Annotated in this window: 15 protein-coding genes and 1 pseudogene; 5 read left to right on the top strand and 11 right to left on the bottom strand. The window is 73.9% G+C overall.

What is annotated here, in order from left to right; all coding sequences use genetic code 11:
• Positions 1–48: 48 nt before the first annotated feature.
• From Actkin_RS20180 to Actkin_RS20145, 8 genes are all read right to left on the bottom strand, one after another.
• A complete protein-coding gene (locus Actkin_RS20180; protein WP_258903809.1) occupies positions 49–708 on the bottom strand; it encodes a response regulator in 660 nt (219 codons plus the stop codon).
• On the bottom strand, positions 705–1,820 hold the full coding sequence (locus Actkin_RS20175) for a sensor histidine kinase (protein ID WP_258903808.1): 1,116 nt from the start codon (positions 1,818–1,820) through the stop codon (positions 705–707). The genes Actkin_RS20180 and Actkin_RS20175 overlap by 4 nt, the downstream gene beginning before the upstream one ends.
• Complete coding sequence (locus tag Actkin_RS20170; protein WP_258903807.1) at positions 1,787–2,215, bottom strand: hypothetical protein; 429 nt, start codon at positions 2,213–2,215, stop codon at positions 1,787–1,789. The genes Actkin_RS20175 and Actkin_RS20170 overlap by 34 nt, the downstream gene beginning before the upstream one ends.
• Positions 2,212–2,724, bottom strand: a complete 513-nt coding sequence (locus Actkin_RS20165) for an anthrone oxygenase family protein (protein WP_258903806.1) — start codon at positions 2,722–2,724, stop codon at positions 2,212–2,214. The genes Actkin_RS20170 and Actkin_RS20165 overlap by 4 nt, the downstream gene beginning before the upstream one ends.
• Before the next feature lie 173 nt (positions 2,725–2,897).
• Positions 2,898–4,508: a carbohydrate binding domain-containing protein gene (locus Actkin_RS20160; RefSeq protein WP_258903805.1), complete on the bottom strand. Its 1,611-nt coding sequence runs from the start codon at positions 4,506–4,508 to the stop codon at positions 2,898–2,900.
• Positions 4,509–4,635: 127 nt separating this feature from the next.
• Entirely contained in the window at positions 4,636–5,505 is an 870-nt protein-coding gene (locus Actkin_RS20155) for a 3-methyladenine DNA glycosylase (protein WP_189211065.1), read from the bottom strand.
• Positions 5,498–6,535, bottom strand: a complete 1,038-nt coding sequence (locus Actkin_RS20150) for a hemolysin family protein (protein WP_258903804.1) — start codon at positions 6,533–6,535, stop codon at positions 5,498–5,500. Before Actkin_RS20150 ends, Actkin_RS20155 begins: the two co-directional genes overlap by 8 nt.
• Entirely contained in the window at positions 6,532–7,848 is a 1,317-nt protein-coding gene (locus Actkin_RS20145; RefSeq protein WP_258903803.1) for a hemolysin family protein, read from the bottom strand. The genes Actkin_RS20150 and Actkin_RS20145 overlap by 4 nt, the downstream gene beginning before the upstream one ends.
• 263 nt (positions 7,849–8,111) lie before the next feature.
• On the opposite strand from Actkin_RS20145, the gene Actkin_RS20140 reads away from it, so the two are divergent.
• Positions 8,112–8,540: a hypothetical protein gene (locus Actkin_RS20140; RefSeq protein ID WP_258903802.1), complete on the top strand. Its 429-nt coding sequence runs from the start codon at positions 8,112–8,114 to the stop codon at positions 8,538–8,540.
• Positions 8,541–8,786: 246 nt separating this feature from the next.
• Here the strand turns inward: Actkin_RS20140 and Actkin_RS20135 are convergent, their stop codons facing one another.
• Both Actkin_RS20135 and Actkin_RS20130 read right to left on the bottom strand, forming a co-directional pair.
• The gene (locus tag Actkin_RS20135) at positions 8,787–9,938 is read right to left on the bottom strand and encodes an MFS transporter (RefSeq protein ID WP_258903801.1); all 1,152 of its coding nucleotides are present in this window, start codon (positions 9,936–9,938) and stop codon (positions 8,787–8,789) included.
• Positions 9,938–10,528, bottom strand: a complete 591-nt coding sequence (locus tag Actkin_RS20130; protein ID WP_189211060.1) for a TetR/AcrR family transcriptional regulator — start codon at positions 10,526–10,528, stop codon at positions 9,938–9,940. The genes Actkin_RS20135 and Actkin_RS20130 overlap by 1 nt, the downstream gene beginning before the upstream one ends.
• Before the next feature lie 125 nt (positions 10,529–10,653).
• Here Actkin_RS20130 and egtA point away from each other — a divergent pair, with 125 nt between their 5' ends.
• From egtA to egtD, 4 genes and pseudogenes are all read left to right on the top strand, one after another.
• Positions 10,654–11,931 carry an ergothioneine biosynthesis glutamate--cysteine ligase EgtA gene (egtA, locus tag Actkin_RS20125; RefSeq protein WP_396122772.1) on the top strand — a complete coding sequence of 426 codons (1,278 nt, stop codon included), beginning with the start codon at positions 10,654–10,656 and terminating at the stop codon, positions 11,929–11,931.
• Positions 11,928–13,247, top strand: coding sequence for an ergothioneine biosynthesis protein EgtB (egtB, locus tag Actkin_RS20120; RefSeq protein WP_258903800.1), 1,320 nt, complete (start codon positions 11,928–11,930; stop codon positions 13,245–13,247). The genes egtA and egtB overlap by 4 nt, the downstream gene beginning before the upstream one ends.
• Before the next feature lie 2 nt (positions 13,248–13,249).
• A pseudogene (egtC, locus tag Actkin_RS20115) lies at positions 13,250–13,990 on the top strand (ergothioneine biosynthesis protein EgtC); the annotation flags it as partial.
• Positions 13,991–14,011: 21 nt separating this feature from the next.
• Positions 14,012–14,980 (top strand): L-histidine N(alpha)-methyltransferase, encoded by a 969-nt coding sequence (gene egtD, locus Actkin_RS20110; protein ID WP_258907961.1) that lies wholly within the window; start codon positions 14,012–14,014, stop codon positions 14,978–14,980.
• A 44-nt stretch (positions 14,981–15,024) separates the two neighbouring features.
• Here egtD and Actkin_RS20105 read toward each other — a convergent pair whose 3' ends face one another.
• On the bottom strand, positions 15,025–15,741 hold the full coding sequence (locus Actkin_RS20105; protein ID WP_189211056.1) for a sulfite exporter TauE/SafE family protein: 717 nt from the start codon (positions 15,739–15,741) through the stop codon (positions 15,025–15,027).
• Positions 15,742–16,350: the final 609 nt, after the last annotated feature.

Raw genomic sequence — 16,350 nt, 5'->3', positions numbered from 1 at the left:
CCCGGGCGGAAGGGAAATTCCGCCCGGGCGCGAGCGCGACCGGAACCCTCAGCGCGGGCCGCCGGGCTCGACCAGCCCGGTCTCGTAGGCCAGGACCACCAGCTGGGCCCGGTCGCGCGCGGCGAGCTTGGCCAGCAGCCTGCCGACGTGCGTCCGCGCGGTCGCCGGGCTGATCGTCAGCCGCGCGGCGATCTCGTCGTTGGACCGCCCGGCGCCGACCTCGGCCAGCACCTCCCGCTCCCGCTGCGTGAGGCCCGCCAGTGCGGCGGTGTCCGGGACGTGCCTGCTCGTCGCCGCCCGGATGACCCGGCGGGTGACCGCGGGCGACAGCAGCGACTCCCCGGCGGCGACGACCCGGACCGCGGCGCGCAGGTCGTCCGGGCCGGTGTCCTTGAGCAGGAACCCCGCCGCGCCCGCGCGCAGGGCGTCGATGATGTGCTCGTCGGTGTCGAAGGTGGTCAGGACGATCACCCGCACGTCCGCCAGCTCGGGATCGGCCCCGATCCGGCGGGTGGCGGTGATCCCGTCGACGCCCGGCATGCGGATGTCCATCAGCACCACGTCCGGCCGTTCCCGCCGGACCACCGCCATCCCCGCGTCGCCGTTGTCGGCCTCCCCGACGACCACGATGTCGGGCGCGCGCTCCAGCAACGCCCGCAACCCGGTCCGCACCAGGGCCTGGTCGTCGACCACGACCACCCGGATCATCCGCCCTCCAACGGGATCTCGGCGGACACCGCGAAGCCGCCGCCCGCCGGGGCGTCGATCCGCAGCGTGCCGCCCAGCAACGCCAGCCGCTCGCGCATCCCGATGATGCCCCACCCGGCGCCCCCGCCCGCCGCGCCTCGGCCGTGGTCGCGGATGTGCAGGCGCAGGGCGTCGGGGCGGTAGTCCACGGTGATGTCCACCCGGGTCGTCCCGGCGTGTTTGCGGACGTTGCTCAGCGCTTCCTGGAGCACCCGGTACGCCGTGTGGTCGGCGACGGCGGGGAGGGGGACCGGGGTCCCGGTCGTGTGGAGGTCCACGTCCAGCCCGGCGGTCAGCGCGTCGAGCCTGCTGAGGCCCGGCAGCGGGCTGCTGTCGTCGGTGGAGCGCAGGGCGCGCAGGGTCGCGCGTAGTTCGCGCACCACGTCGCCGCAGGCGGAGCGGACCGCCGCCAGGGACTCGCGGGCCGTCGCGGGGTCGTCGTCCATGGCCTCCCTGGCGACGTCGGCGTGCAGCGAGATGACGGTGACCGTGTGGGCCAGGAGGTCGTGGAGGTCGCGCGCGATACGCAGCCGCTCGCGTTCGGCGCGGGCGGCGGCCTCGCGCTCGCGTTCGCGGGCCGCCGCCTCGGCCTGCCGCCGACGGGAGCGCACGCCGTCGCCGACGGCGATCACGCTCGTCATGAGCGCCGCGTCGGTGGTGAACGCGAAGCCGAACAGGTAGCCGAGGTCGTCGCCCTCCATGGCCCGCACGACGGTGGAGATCGCGAGCAGACCGACCGCGGTGGCGACCGCCCAGCGCGTCCGCCCCTGTTCGGCGGCGGTGTAGAGCGCCGCCGCGACGGGCACGGCCAGGCCGACCGGCGGGAACGGGAGCGTGTAGTACACCAGCAGCGCCGCCGCGCTGGCGAGCAGCACGGCCACCGGCCACCGCCTGCGCACCAGCATGAGCGCCCCGAGCACCGGCCCGAGGGCGTAGGCCGCCGGGTGCGCGGGCGCGGAGTCCCCGACGTTCACCGCCACCGCGACGACGACCGCGGCCAGCACCAGCCCGCCGAGGCCCGCGTCGACCAGCCTGTCTCTCAGGACGTCCTCCTCACCCGGCCGAGCGCCCACGCCACCGCCCCGGTCACCGCGCCGACCGCCGTGCCCGTGACCAGGCTGCTGATGACCGCGAACACCCGCAACACGGCCGCCTCCGCCCCCGGCGACAGCGCCCCCGCGAGCGCGCCCCCGAGCGCGGGCGCCTCGGTGAAGGCGTGCCCCCACAACAGCTGATGGGTGACGGCCAACAGCACGCCGTGACAGACCCCGACCACGGTCAACGTCAACAGCGGATGGGGGACCCGCCGTGCCATGACCACCGCGAGCCACACCAGCGGGGGCGCGAACACCAGCACCGCGTTGACACCCGGCCCCACGAGCGCGAGGTCGTGCGCGACCACCCGGGGCACGCCCAGCACCGCGAGCAGGACCACGACCAGCGGCGACAGCCCCAGCCGCGCCCTCATGACGCCGTCCCGGGGTGGCCGGACGCCGCTGAGGCGGCCGGGGCCCGCCACAGGCGGAGCAGGCCGACGAAACCGAGGGTGGCGGTGACGGCGCTCATCGCCAGGCGCACCCAGTGGCCGGTCTCGAACTCCACCGCCGTCCGGCGCAAGACCTCGGCCGTGTGCACGGCCAGGCCCTCCTCGAACATGATGTCGTTGCGCGGCCAGAAGAACAGCATCGAGAACAGGAACTCGCCGACCACCAGGCACAGCAGCGCCGCGGCGAACCACCAGCGCGCCCGCGTCCGCCAGGCCAGCGCGAGCGCGGCGAGGGCGGCGATGCCGGTCGCCGCGCCGAGCGGCGGGAACAGGTCCGCCGGGCCCGTGACCGTGAAGAAGTCCACAGCGGACGCGAGCGAGGCGGGCGGGTCGTGGAAGACGTTGGGGTAGATGACGATCGTCTCCACCAGGATGCCGCCGAAGGAGAGCATGGCGATCCAGGTGAACGCGGCGGCGACGACGGCGGGCAAGGGGGCTCCTCGGACTGCGGGAATCGGACCTCTCCGAGGTTAGGGACCGCCCGACCTCGCCGCGTCCGCTGTGGAGCGACACCTACCTACGCAGCTCACCGTACGCCGCGTACGTCAGCTGACGTACGAGACGGCGCCCCTCCCGAGGAAGGGGCGCCGCCGCACGAGCCGGATCAGCCGGTGAAGCCCGCCGTGATGCGGGTGAACTCCCAGTTCGGCCGGTCGCGGTTGACCGACCAGAACGCCAGCCTGCCGATGTGGTGGGCGTTGGACCAGTCGCGGATCTGCGTCCAGATCTGCGGCGTGGTCACCTCGCCGACGTCGCTGCTGCCGTTCATGCCCGAGATGCCGATGTGGGCGTACGCCTCCGCGTCCGACCAGCCGAACACGGACTTGAGCTTGGCCTTGAGCCCCTCGGTCGCGCTGATCGTCGCGCCGTACATGTCGTCGTGGCCGCTGAAGTTGAACGGCATGATCGTCCAGTTGTCGATGCCCGCGTCCAGCGCCTTGGCCTGCTCGATGAGCCGGTTGCCCCAGGAGTTGGGGCCGGTCCGCAGCGTCGGGAAGGTGAGGATCGTGCGCAGGCCGGGGTTGTTCTGCTTGACGATCTTCAACGCGGTCAGGATGCGGTCCTGCACCGCCGGGTTCTCGAACTCGTCGGTGTTCTCGATGTCGACGTCGATGGCCTTGAGGTCGTAGGCGTCGATCACCTTCTGGTACGCGCCCGCGAGCGCCTGGGCGGTGGCGCAGTTGGGGCCGAGCTTGTTGCCGCTCCACCCGCCGATGGACGGCACGATGTCGCCGCCCGCCGCGCGGATGGCCTTGATCGTCGTCTCATCGACGCCGCCGAGCAGGGGCCGCTGGCTGTCCCACGCCGGGTTGCAGCCGTTCTGGGCCAGGATGAACGCCATCGTGTACCACTTGATCCCGGTCGCCCGCATCACCTCGGTGGCGCTCGGCGGGTTGCCCCAGCCCAGGTAGAGGTACGGCGCTGCCTGCACGAACCCCGGACCGCCGCCGCCGGGCTGCGTCGTCGCCCGCACCGCGGCCGAGTCCGGCGAGGTGTTGCCCGCGCGGTCCTTCGCCCGGACGGTGAAGCTGTACGCCGTGCTCGGCGACAGGCCGCCCACGGTCGCGGTCGTGCCGGTCACGGAGGTGGCGAGCGTGCCGTCGCGGTACACGTCGTACCCGGTCACGCCCACGTTGTCGGACGCGGCGTTCCAGGCCAGGGCCACGCTGCTCGACGTCGTGCCGGTGACCCGGAGGTTGGCGGGCGCGGTCGGCGCCTCGTCGTCATCGCCGCCGCCGGGCCCGTCGAGGCTGATGTCGTCGGCGTTGTAGGTGCCTTGGCCGTACCAGCCGTGCAGGTAGACCTCGGCGCTGGTCTGCGACGCGCCCGTGGTGAAGGAGACCGACAGCCGCGTGTAGGTCGACGCGGAGGGCGTCCACGCCGCCGTCCCGCCGGTCACGCCCAGGTGGACGTAGGCGCCGCGCACCCAACCGGACAGGGTGTAGGCGGTGTTCGGCTGCACGGACACGGTCTGCGCGCAGCGCGCGTTGGTGCTCGCGGTCGCGGCGGCCGCGAGGGCCTTGGTGCCGCTGTGGACGGGGCTGCCGACGACGGACCCGCTGCCGCCGGAGCAGGACCACCCGGTCAGGTTCCCGGCCTCGAATCCGGGATTGGTCAGCAGGTTCGCGGCGTGCGCCGAGGGCGCGGCCACCACGCTCGCACACGCGATCAGGGTTGTGCTCGCACACGCGAGCACGCGGTTTCGGGTACGCACAGGGCCTCCCGGTGGGGACCTGCGCCGGCCGCGGGACGCTGCCGGTCCGCAGGGGGCAGGGGGAATTGGTCTGGACCTCATGCGGATTGAAGTCCCAGCACGGCGCCGGTGTCAATCCTGGGCTTGATCAGCGAGATGCTGTCGCGTCGAGCAGTGTCGAGCACAGCTCGATCAGCGCGCTCCGCAGTGGCGCGGCGCGCTCGGCGAAGGCGGCCTGGGCCCGCACGTACTCCGCCCGTCCCCGCTCGGTCTCGATGCGCACGGGGGAGTAGCCCAGGTCCGCCAGGTCGTACGGGCTCGCCCGCATGTCCAGTTCCCGGATGTCGACGGCGAGCGCGAAGCACCGGGCGGTCAGCTCGGACGGCGTGTAGGGGTCCAGCTTGTAGGCCCACTTGAACAGGTCCATGTTGCCGTGCAGGCACCCCGGCTGCTCATTGTCCACCTGCGACTCCCGGGTGGGCGACAACGTGTTGAGCGGGCGGGCATCCGGGGTGAAGAAGCGGTAGGCGTCGAAGTGTCCACACCGGATCGTCGAGGACTCGACGACCGCGTCCGTGCCGTCCGGGCCCAGCCGCAGCGGCCAGGCGTGCCGGGTCTCCGGCGCCCGGTAGACCATCGCCCACTCGTGCAGTCCGAAGCAGCCCAGGCGCGGCGGGCGCGACCGCGTCGCCGACAGCAGGGCGCGGACGAACTCCGCGGTCCGCCGCCGCGGCTCGGGCAGCTCGGGGTCCAGCGCCACCCCGCCCGCGACCTCGACGTACCCCGGGAACTCCAGGTACTCGCGCGCCGAGTCGCCCGCCAGCACCACCCCCGGCCCCGGGTGCCAGCGCTCCAGCCGCGCGGGCCGGTGGGAGTAGTAGGTGAACAGGAAGTCCAGCACCGGGTGCTTCTCGCGGCGCTGCCGCCGAGCCAGGTGCGGCCCCGTCCAGCGGCGCACGAACGCCACGTGCGCCGCCCGCCGCCCGTGCCAGACCGCCTCGGGCAGAACCTCAGTCATTGCGCACGTGCGTCCCGTCGCGCACCCGGCCGACGTACTCCTCGACCAGGTCCTCCAACGCCACCACACCCACCACGGTACGGTCCGCCGCCACCGCCTTGGCCAGGTGGCTGTGCGCGCGGCGCAGCGCGGCCAGCGCGTCGTCCAGGCGCGAGTCGGCGGGCACCTCGGGCAGGTTCCGCACCCGCACCACCGTCGCCGGGTCCGCGTCGACCTGGTCGAGCACGTCCTTGACGTGCACGTACCCGTCGAGCCCGCCGTCGCCGCGGCGCACGGGGAACCGGGAGAAACCGGTGTCGGACACCGCCGCGGCGATGTCGCCGACCGTGGGCGGGTGCGCCACCATGGTGATCCGGTCGAGCGGGACCATGACCTCGGCGACCGTCCGGCCGACCGAGGACAGCGTCTGGGCCAGCCGCCGGTGCTCCGGGGCGTCGAGCAGGCCCTCGCGGCGGGACTCGGCGATCAGCGTGGCCAGCTCGTCGTGGGTGTAGGCGTTCTCCACCTCGTCCTTGGGCTCGACGTTGCCCAGGCCGAGCAGCCACGTCGACACCGAGGTGAACAGCGCCAGCACCGGGCGCACCATGCGGCAGAACGCGTAGTGGGCGGGCACCAGCGCCATCGCCGCGCGCTCCGGACCGGCGATGGCCAGGTTCTTCGGCACCATCTCGCCGATGACCGTGTGCAGGGTGACGACGACGCCCAGCGCGATGGCGAACGCGATGCCGTGCACCACAGCCGACGGCATCCCCAGCGCGCTCAGCGGCGCCTCCAGCAGGTGGGCGATGACGGGCTCGGACAGCGCGCCCAGGCCGAGCGAGCACACCGTGATGCCCAGCTGCGCGCCCGCGATCAGCAGCGGCAGCCGCCTGCCCGCCTCGACGACGGTCGCCGCGCGCCGCTGGCCGTCGCGGACGAGCGCCTCCAGCCGGTCGCGGCGGGCGGTGATGATGGCGAACTCGGCGCCGACGAAGAAGCCGTTGCCCAGCAGCAGGAGCACGGTAGCGCCGAGCGCGAGGACGTCGGTCACGCCTCGGCCCCCCGCGCCAGCCGCAGCTCGGCCACCCGGTGGCGGTCCATGCGCAGCACGGTGATCCGCCAGCCGTCGACGCTGAGCTCGTCGTTGACGGCCGGGATGCGGCCCAGCCGGGTGAGCACCAGCCCGCCCAGCGTCTCGTACTCGCCCTCGGGCATCCGGAAGCCGGTGGCCTCGGCCAGCTCGTCGTCGCGCAGCAGGCCCGAGACCAGCCAGCTCTCCCGGCCCAGCCTGCGCACCGGGGCGACCTCGCCGCGGTCGTGCTCGTCGCGCACGTCGCCGACGATCTCCTCGACCAGGTCCTCCAGGGTGACCAGGCCCGCGGTGCCGCCGTACTCGTCGACCACGATGGCGACCTGCAGGCCGGTGCCGCGCAGCCGCTCCAGCAGCGCGTCGCCCTCCAGGGTCTCCGGCACGGTCAGCACCGGCCGGGCCAGCGACCCGACCCGGGTGGTGGCGCGCTGCGCCTGCGGCACGGCGAACACCTGCTTGACGTGGACCACGCCGCGCACGTCGTCGAGGTCGCCGCCGTGCACGGGGAACCGGGAGTGGCCGGACGCGCGGGCCAGCTCGATCAGCTCCGGCACGGCCGCGTCCGCCCGCAGCGCCCGCACCCGCACCCTCGGGGTCATCAGCTCGGCGGCCACCCGGTCGCCGAAGACCAGGGACCGGCTCAGCAGCGCCGCGGTCTCGGTGTCGAGCGTGCCCAGCGCGGCGCTGGAGCGGACCAGGCCGCCCAGCTCCTGCGGCGAGCGCGCCGAGCGCAGCTCCTCCTGCGGCTCGACGCCGAGCCCGCGGACCGCCCAGTTCGCCGCGCCGTTGAGGCCGTGGATCAGCCAGCGCAGCGCCGAGGTGAACGCCATCTGCGGGATGGTGACGGCGCGCGCGGTGGGCAGCGGCCGGGCGATGGCCAGGTTCTTGGGCACCAGCTCGCCGAACACCATCGACAGCGCGGTGGCCAGCGTCAGCGCGATCACCAGCGCGATGGGGCCTGCCACCGACCGGGGCACGTCCAGCGCGGTGAAGGCGGGCTCGATCAGCTCGGCGATCGCGGGCTCGGCGATGTAGCCGGTGACCAGCGTGGTGATCGTGATGCCCAGCTGCGCCCCGGAGAGCTGGAAGGACAGGGTGCGGTGCGCCTTCTGGATGGCCAGCGCCCGCCGGTCGCCGACGGTGGCGGCGTGCTGGTCGACCTGGGTGCGCTCCAGCGTCGTCAGGGAGAACTCGGCGGCGACGAACAGCGCGGTGCCCGCGGTCAGCACCGTCACCGCCAGCAGGCCGAGCACGCTCAACAGGACTCCGGTCACCGAGCACCCCGCTCGGCTTCCGGACCGGTATGGCAGCCGGGACTCTCTCCCGGCTCGCTACTGCGACCGGGGGACTGCGCCTCGCGCATGTCGGGGGTCACTCCTCGGCGGATGGTCGGCCTGCCGGGCACCGGCGGAGCCCGGTAGGAGCCCGGGAACCGGGCACGAACCGGCGTGAACCGGCACAGTCTAAGGCGTCCGGGTGACCCGGTGTCTTCTTCCCGACAGCGCGTCGCCGGTGGTGGTAGACGAGTCACATGCGGATGACCCTCGAACCCGTGGACGCGCCGGAGGACGCGTGCCGCGTCGTGGTGGAGAACCGGACCCGCCGCGTCCTGGGCGTCCGCGACGACCTGGGCGGCCACCGGTTCCGCCTGGTGACCCTGTTCCAGCCCGCCGACGGCGGCAGGCTCCTGGTGGAGATCGACCAGTGCCACGGCGCCACCCGCCCGACCCCGGGCGACGCCATCGTGCACATCGTCGAGGCCCCCTACCCGGCCAGCACGACGGGCGCGAGACGCGACGCCACCGGCGTCTGGCAGTGGTCCCTGCTGCTGCGGAACCTCCCCTTGGAACGCGGCGGCTGCACGGTCCGCATCAGCGGCGCGGACCTCCCCGAGTGCCGCGACTACGACCTGGTCCCCCTGGACGCCTACTGGGCGGGCTACCTGCTGGGAACGTCAGCGGACTAGCCGCCTACCCCCATACCCCTTTCGGCGGCTGGGTCCGATCCGGCCTTTCCGCTGGCTGCCCCGCTAATCGTCAGCGACTCTTTGTGGGCATTTAGCGTGTGCTTAGTGCGGGCTCGCGGTGCTGTCCGGCAGTGAGTTGGGGCGTGGGCTTCGCGAGCGGGGTGTCGATACCCGGTCACTCGAGCGCGCGGTCGAAAGGCGACGCCGGGGCGAGCCCGAAGAGGTGGAAGCAGGCTGGTAATCCAGCTACGCCGCCACCGGACTAGGACGCGAATAGCCCGCCAGCGCACCCAGCCCCGCCGCCGCCAGTTGGGTCGCGGCCACCACCGCGATCGCCGTGCCCGGGCCCGCCGCCGGGACCAGCCAGCCGCCCGCGGTCGCGCCGACGGCGAACGCGGCGATCTTGAGGCTGGCGCCGGTCGTGGCCACCTGGGCCAGCAGTTCCGGCGGGCTGTGGCGCTGGCGGACCGCCATGATCCCGGGCAGTGCCAGGCCCTCGGCGAAGCCCGTCACGAGCACCAGCACCAGCAGGACCGTGAGCGAGTCGGTCAATGGCCAGGTCAGCAGCATGGCCCCGTACGCCGCCACGCACCCGTACACCACGACGTCCACCCGCCGTCCGAGCAGCCGCCTGCCGAGCAGCAGGGTCGCGGCCAGGCAGCCCGCCTCCAGCACCGCCCACACCGCGCCCGCCGCCTCCCGGCCCGCCCCCAGTTCCGCCGTCCACAGCGGGATCGCCGTCGCCAGGATGCCCACCGAGCCCAGGCTCAGCACCGTGGTGAGGGTCGCGCCGCGCAGCGGCGGGGTGCGCACCAGATGGGCCAGGCCCGCGCGGACCGTCGACAGCAGGCCCGGCCGGTCGGCCCGCGTGGGCGGCATCGCGGGCAGCAGACCGGTCAGCGCCGCGCCGAGCGCCGCGAGGACCGCGATCGCGAGCACCGCCGCCTCGGGGGACACCAGGGCGGCCAGAGCGCCCGCGAGGGCCGGGCCCGCGATGGCGGCGAGGTTGAACACCGCCGCGTCCAGCGCGTTGGCCCGGGTCAGGTCGGCGGCCAGGTGCGGCACCAGGCTCGAATAGCCGCCGCTGGTCAACGGCAGCGCGAAGCCGGTGAGCGCCGCCAGCGCGTACGGCGGCCAGCCGCTCGTCACCACCATGCCGACGCAGGACAGCGCCAGCAGCACCCCGCCGAGCGCCAGCACCGCACGCCGGTGCGCGGTGCGGTCCAGCCAAGCGCCCAACAGCGGCCCGGACACCACCGACGGCAGGGTGTACGCCGTCACCATCGCGCCCGCCAGCAGAGGATCGCCGGTCCGCCCCAGCAGCAGCAGGACGACCGCGACGCCGACCATCTCGTCCGCGACCCGCGCGCAGGTCGCCGCCCCCAGGTACGCGCGCATCACCCTCCTCGACGGTGCCTGCGCACACTCTCCTCGACGAGGTCCAGCACCGGCCCCAGGTTTTCCGCGGGCAGCCCCATCGCCATGTGGCTCACCAGGCCCTCCAGGACCAGCTCCAGGAAGGCCGTGAGCACCGTCACATCGATGTCGTCGCGCAGGTTGCCTGCCTCGCGCTGGCGCAGCAGGCGGTTGCGGGTGGCGACGGTGAGCTGCTCGGAGCGCTCGGCCCAGCGGGCGCGGAACTCCGGGTCCGTGCGCAGCCGCCGGGAGACCTCCAGCCGGGTGCCCAGCCAGTCGGCCGGGCTGTCGCCGTTGCCGGGGGGCACGGCCAGCAGGTCGCGCATCACCTGGACCAGGCCCTGCTCGGCGACGACCTCGGTCATCCGCAGCACGTCGTCCTCGGCGAGGGCGAGGAACAGCGACTCCTTGTCGCGGAAGTGGTGGAAGATCGCGCCCCGGGACAGGCCGGTGGCCTCCTCGAGCCTGCGCACCGTGGCGCCCTCGTAGCCGTGGCGGGCGAAGCAGGAGCGGGCCCCGTCGAGGATCTGGCGGCGGCGCGCGTCGAGGTGGTCCTGGCTTACCCGTGGCATGGGGCGATCGTGGCAGCCGGGTGCGGAAGAAGCAATCCGTACGTACGTATTGGGTATCACGTCCCCCGAGGACGGCTGCGACTGTCGGTCCCCGCGTGTAGCGTCGGACGGGCCGCAAAGCGGTGATGTTACGGCACAGCGATTCTCGCCAGAAAGGGACCACGCACGTGACCGCACTCCGCGAAGCCGCCCAGCCCGACGGGCGGCGCTTGCGGGCCAGGGTCGAGGCGGAGGCCTACGTCGCCTCGGTGTGCTTCAAACACGGCCCACCGCGCCTCACCGGCGTCGAGCTGGAATGGACCGTCCACCACCGCGACGATCCCCGGCGGCCGCTCGACCCCGACGCCCTCGCCGCCGCCCTGGGCCCCCACACCCCGCGCACCCTGCGCCCCGACAGTCCCCATCTCCCGCTCCCGGCCGGTTCGGCCGTCACCCTCGAACCCGGCGGGCAGGTCGAGATCTCCTCCCAGCCCGCAGCCCACCTCGGCGACCTCATCGACGCGGTCACCGCCGACCACCGCACGCTCTGCCTGCGGCTCGACGAGGTCGGCCTCACCCTCGGTGAACGCGGCACCGACGCGTTCCGCACCCCCATCCGCCTGCTCGACACCCCGCGCTACGCGGCGATGGAGCGCGCCTTCGCCCCGATCGGCCCCGACGGCATCACGATGATGTGCGCCACCGCGGGCCTGCAGGTCTGCATCGACGTCGGCCAGCCCGGCGACGTCGCGGTCCGCTGGGCGGCGGTCAGCTCGCTGGGGCCCGTGTTCGTCGCGCTGTTCGCCAATTCGCCCGTCCTGTCCGGACAGGTCACCGGATGGGCGTCCACCCGCACCCGCGCCGTCCTCGGCGTCGACCCCGCGCGCAGCAGACCCGTCCCGATCACCGACGACCCCGTGGGCACCTGGGCCCGGCACGTCCTCGACACGCCCCTGTTATGCGTGCGCAGGGAAGAAGGCGCCTGGGACGCGCCGAGCGGCGTCACCTTCGCCGACTGGATCGCGGGCGCGCTGCCCACCGTGCCCACCACCACCGACCTCGACTACCACATCTCCACCCTGTTCCCCCCGGTCCGCCCGCACGGCTACCTCGAGGTCCGCTACCTCGACGCCCAGCACGGCGGCGACTGGATCACCCCGGCGGCGCTGCTGGCCGCCCTGATGTCCGACCGCGCGACCGTCGAGGCGGTCGTCGCCGCGTGCGAGCCGGTCGCCGACCGGTGGCTGCCCGCCGCCCGGCTCGGCCTCGCCGACCGCCCCTCGGCCGACGCCGCGCGCACCGTCATCGACCTCGGCCTGCGCGCGCTGCCCGCGCTGGGCCTGCCGCCGGGCGCGGCCGCGGCGGTCACCGCCCGGCTGACGCGCACGGCCGATCGACTCACGACCCTTGGGAGGCCGGCATGACCAGCACGGAGCGCATCCAGGCTGATCGGCTGCGCGAGCGCGTCGCCGAGGACCTGCGGCGGGCCCGCGAGCGCAGCACCCTGCTCACCGACGCCGTGGACGACGACGACCTGGTCCGCCAGCACTCCAGGCTCATGTCCCCGCTGGTGTGGGACCTCGCCCACATCGGCAACCAGGAGGAGCTGTGGCTGGTGCGGGACGTGGGCGGGCGCGAGCCCGTCCGGCACGACATCGACGACCTCTACGACGCCTTCCAGCACCCGCGCGCCGACCGGCCGTCGCTGCCGCTGCTCAACCCGGCCGAGGCCCGCGGCTACGTCCGCGAGGTCCGCGACAAGGTGCTCGACGTGCTGGAGACGTCCCCGCTGGAGGGTCGTCCGCTGGTGGAGCGGGCGTTCGCCTTCGGCATGATCGTGCAGCACGAGCAGCAGCACGACGAGACCATGCTGGCCACCCACCAGCTCCGCAAGGGCACGCCGGTGCTGCACGCCGAGCCGCCGCCGCCCGCCGCGCCGCTGCCCGCGCGCGAGGTGCTCGTCCCGGGTGGACCGTTCACCATGGGCACGTCGGCCGAGCCGTGGGCGCTGGACAACGAGCGGCCCGCGTTCGGCGTGGACCTCGCGCCGTACTGGATCGACACGGTGCCGGTGAGCAACGGCGACTACCTGGCGTTCATCGACGCGGGCGGCTACGACGACCCGCGCTGGTGGTCGGAGAGCGGCTGGGCGCACCGGATGAAGGCGTCGCTGAGCGCGCCGCGGTTCTGGGAGCGCGACGGCGACCGCTGGGTGCGCACCCGCTTCGGCGTCGTGGAGCCGGTCCCGCTCGACGAGCCGGTGGTGCACGTGTGCTTCCACGAGGCCGCCGCCTACGCGAAGTGGGCGGGCAAGCGGCTGCCGACGGAGGCCGAGTGGGAGAAGGCCGCGCGCTGGGACCCGGCGTCCGGGCGCTCCCGCCGGTACCCGTGGGGTGACGATGATCCCGGGCCGCAGCACGCGAACCTGGGCCAGCGGCACCTGCGGCCCGCGCCGGTCGGCGCGTACCCGGCGGGGGAGTCCCCGCTGGGCGTGCGGCAGCTGATCGGCGACGTCTGGGAGTGGTGCGACTCGGACTTCCTGCCGTACCCCGGTTTCCGGGCGTTCCCGTACAAGGAGTACTCCGAGGTGTTCTTCCGCGGCGACTACAAGATGCTGCGCGGCGGCTCGTTCGGCACGGACGCGGCGGCCGTGCGCGGCACGTTCCGCAACTGGGACCACCCGATCCGGCGGCAGATCTTCGCCGGGTTCCGCTGCGCCCGCGACGCGGAACGGCCCTGATCATGTGCCGCCACCTGGGGTACCTCGGCCCCGCCGTGCCCTTGTCCAGCCTGCTGCTCGACCCGCCGTCGGGGCTGCTGCGCCAGACCTGGGCCCCGACGGACATGCGGCGCGGCGGCACGGTGAACGCCGACGGCTTCGGCGTCGGCTGGCACACGCCGTCGGGCGTCGTGCGCTACCGCCGCGCGGTTCCGATGTGGACGGACACCTCGTTTGCGTCGCTAGCCGCGGCCACGTCGAGCGGGTCCGTGCTCGCCGCCGCCCGCTCGGCGACGGTGGGCATGCCGGTCGTGGAGACCGCGTGCGCGCCGTTCACCGAGGGCGACTGGCTGTTCAGCCACAACGGCGTCGTCGCGGGCTGGCCGGACAGCGTCGCCGATCTCGCCTCGACCCTGCCCGCCGTCGACCTGATGACCATGGACGCGCCCACGGACAGCGCGTTCCTCTGGGTCCTGGTGCGCAACCGCTTGCGCGCCGGGGCGACGCTCGCCGACGCGCTGTCCTCGGTGGTCGCGGACGTCATCGCCCGCGCCCCCGATTCCCGCCTCAACCTCCTGCTGACCGACGGCCGCACGATGGCCGCGACGACCTGGTGGCACTCCCTGTCCGTGCTCCGCGCCGACGACGCCGTCGTGATCGCCTCGGAGCCGGGGGACGACTCGCCGCTGTGGACGCCCGTCGCGGACCGCATGCTGGTGACGGCCACCCTCGACCCCCATCCCGACGTGCGGATCACCGCACTGCCCGAGCCGGAAGGCCACCGCGTGTCCCCCACCGTGGAGATCCACCTGCCCGCCGACCACGCCGCCCGCGCCCTGGCCGCGGACGTGCGCTCCGGGCTGGCGGCGTCCCCGAAGTCGCTGCCGCCCAAGTGGTTCTACGACGCCAGGGGCAGCGAGCTGTTCGACGCCATCACCCGCCTGCCCGAGTACTACCCGACCCGCGCCGAGGCCGAGATCCTGCGCGCGCACGCCGCCGACATCGCCGCGACGACCGGCGCGCACACGCTGGTGGAGCTGGGCTCGGGCTCGTCGGAGAAGACCCGCCTGCTGCTCACCGCGCTGCGCGACGCCGGTTCCCTGCGCAGCATCGTCGCGCTGGACGTGTCGGAGTCGGCGCTGCGCGAGGCGACGGCGGCGCTGAGCCAGGAGTACCCGCTGGCCGAGGTGCGCGGCGTGGTCGGCGACTTCACCGAGCACCTGGCGCTGGTCCCGGGCGAGCCGCCGCGCATGGTGGCGTTCCTGGGCAGCACGATCGGCAACCTGCTGCCCGACGAGCGCGCCAAGTTCCTCGGCGCGCTGCGCGGGACGCTGCTGCCGGGGGAGTGGCTGCTGCTGGGCACGGACCTGGTCAAGGACCGCGACACGCTCGTGCGGGCCTACGACGACGGCGCGGGCGTGACCGCCGACTTCAACCGCAACGTCCTGCGGGTGCTGAACCGGGAACTGCGCGCGGACTTCGACGTCGAGGCGTTCGAGCACGTCGCGGTGTGGGACGCCGAGCAGGAGTGGATCGAGATGCGCCTGCGGTCCGTGCGCGCGCAGCGGGTGGAGATCGCCGAGCTGGGCATGACCGTGGACTTCGCCGAGGGGGAGGAGCTGCGCACCGAGACCTCCGCGAAGTTCCGCCGCGACGGCATCACCGAGGAACTGGCCACCGCGGGCTTCACCGTGCACCGCTGGTGGACCGACGCGGAGAACCGGTTCGCCCTGTCGCTGTCCCGGGCGGAGTAGTCCACACGGGAGCGGGCGGCCCGCCGCCCGCTCCCGCGCCGGGCTCAGACGACGCTGCGGATGATCAGCAGCACGGCGCTGGCCGCCGCGATCGCCAGCACGGCCACCCGCAGCCGCGGCCCGGCGACGAGCCTGCGCGCCGGTCCGGAGATCAGGAACCCCACGACGATGAACGGGACCAGCGCCGCGGCGGCCACCAGGTGCTCGCCGCGCACCTGCCCGGCGAACGCGAGCGTGGCGACCGACGAGACGGCGGCGAGCAGGAAGAACGCGTTGAGCGTCGCGCGGACCGTCGGGCCCGCCTGGTTCTGGTAGAGCAGCGCCATCGGCGGCCCGCCGATCGCGCTCACCGTGCCGAACACCCCCGACGCCGTGCCCGCCACGACCAGCCCCGGCGGGGTCACCCTGGGCCGCCAGGTGACCACGGACAGCACGACGCACGCGAGCACGGTGAGGCCGATGACCAGGTTGAACCCGGTCACCGGGAGCAGGACCAGGGCCAGCAGGCCCAGCAGGTTGCCCGGCAGCCTGCCCACCATCGCCCACCCGACCCCGCGCCAGTCGATCGCCCGCCGCTCCCGCAGGCTGAGCGCGGCGGCGAGCACGCAGGCGACGAAGAGGATGGGGACGGGCACGAACACGGGGTCCAGCAGCGCGAGCAGCGGCCCGGAGATCAGGTTGAGCCCGTAGCCCACCGCGCCTTGCACCACCGCGGCGGCCAGCATGATCGACCCCGCGAGTGCGATAACCGTCCAGGACATGAGACCTCCGGCCCCAACGTACGGGGGCGGGCATGCGCGCGAGCCGGGGATGTGGCGCGCGCCTCCTTCCGGCCGTCGTGCGCCCGACCGGCGTGACCGTGGAGGAGTGGGGACGCCGACGTCGCCCTGCTGCCCGCCACCGCCGAGTGTGGGTGAGACGGCGGGTGGTTCTGATCGGCACGGTGTAGGTGCGGTCGGTGGGGCGGTGGGTAGTTCTGGTCGTTTACGAGGTAGGGCGCCGGGGGTGTTGCGGGTGTGGGCGAGACGGCGGGCGACTCTGGTCGGCACGGCGTAGGTGCTGGAGGTGTTGCGGTGTGTTGGCGGGGTGATGGGTGGTTCCGGTCGGCGCGGCGTAGTTGCCGGGGGTGTTGCGGTGTGTGGGTGGGGCGGCGGGCGGTTCCGGTCGTTACGGAGTAGGCGCCGGAGGCGTTGCGGGCGGATAGTCCTGGTCGGCGTGGTGTAGGTGTTGGCGGGGTGATGGGTGGTTCCGGTCGGCGCGGCGTGGTGCTGGAGGTATTGCGGTGTGTGGGTGGTTCCGGTCGGCACGGCGTGGTGCTGGAGGTGTTGCGGTGTGGGCGGGACGGCCGGTGATCCCGGTCGTCAGCCCGT

The sequence above is a fragment of the Actinokineospora sp. UTMC 2448 genome, from assembly GCF_024760565.1.
Classification (GTDB): Bacteria; Actinomycetota; Actinomycetes; order Mycobacteriales; family Pseudonocardiaceae; genus Actinokineospora; species Actinokineospora fastidiosa.
Note: the sequence above shows the minus strand (reverse complement) of the source record. Positions and strands in the feature narration are given on the sequence as shown.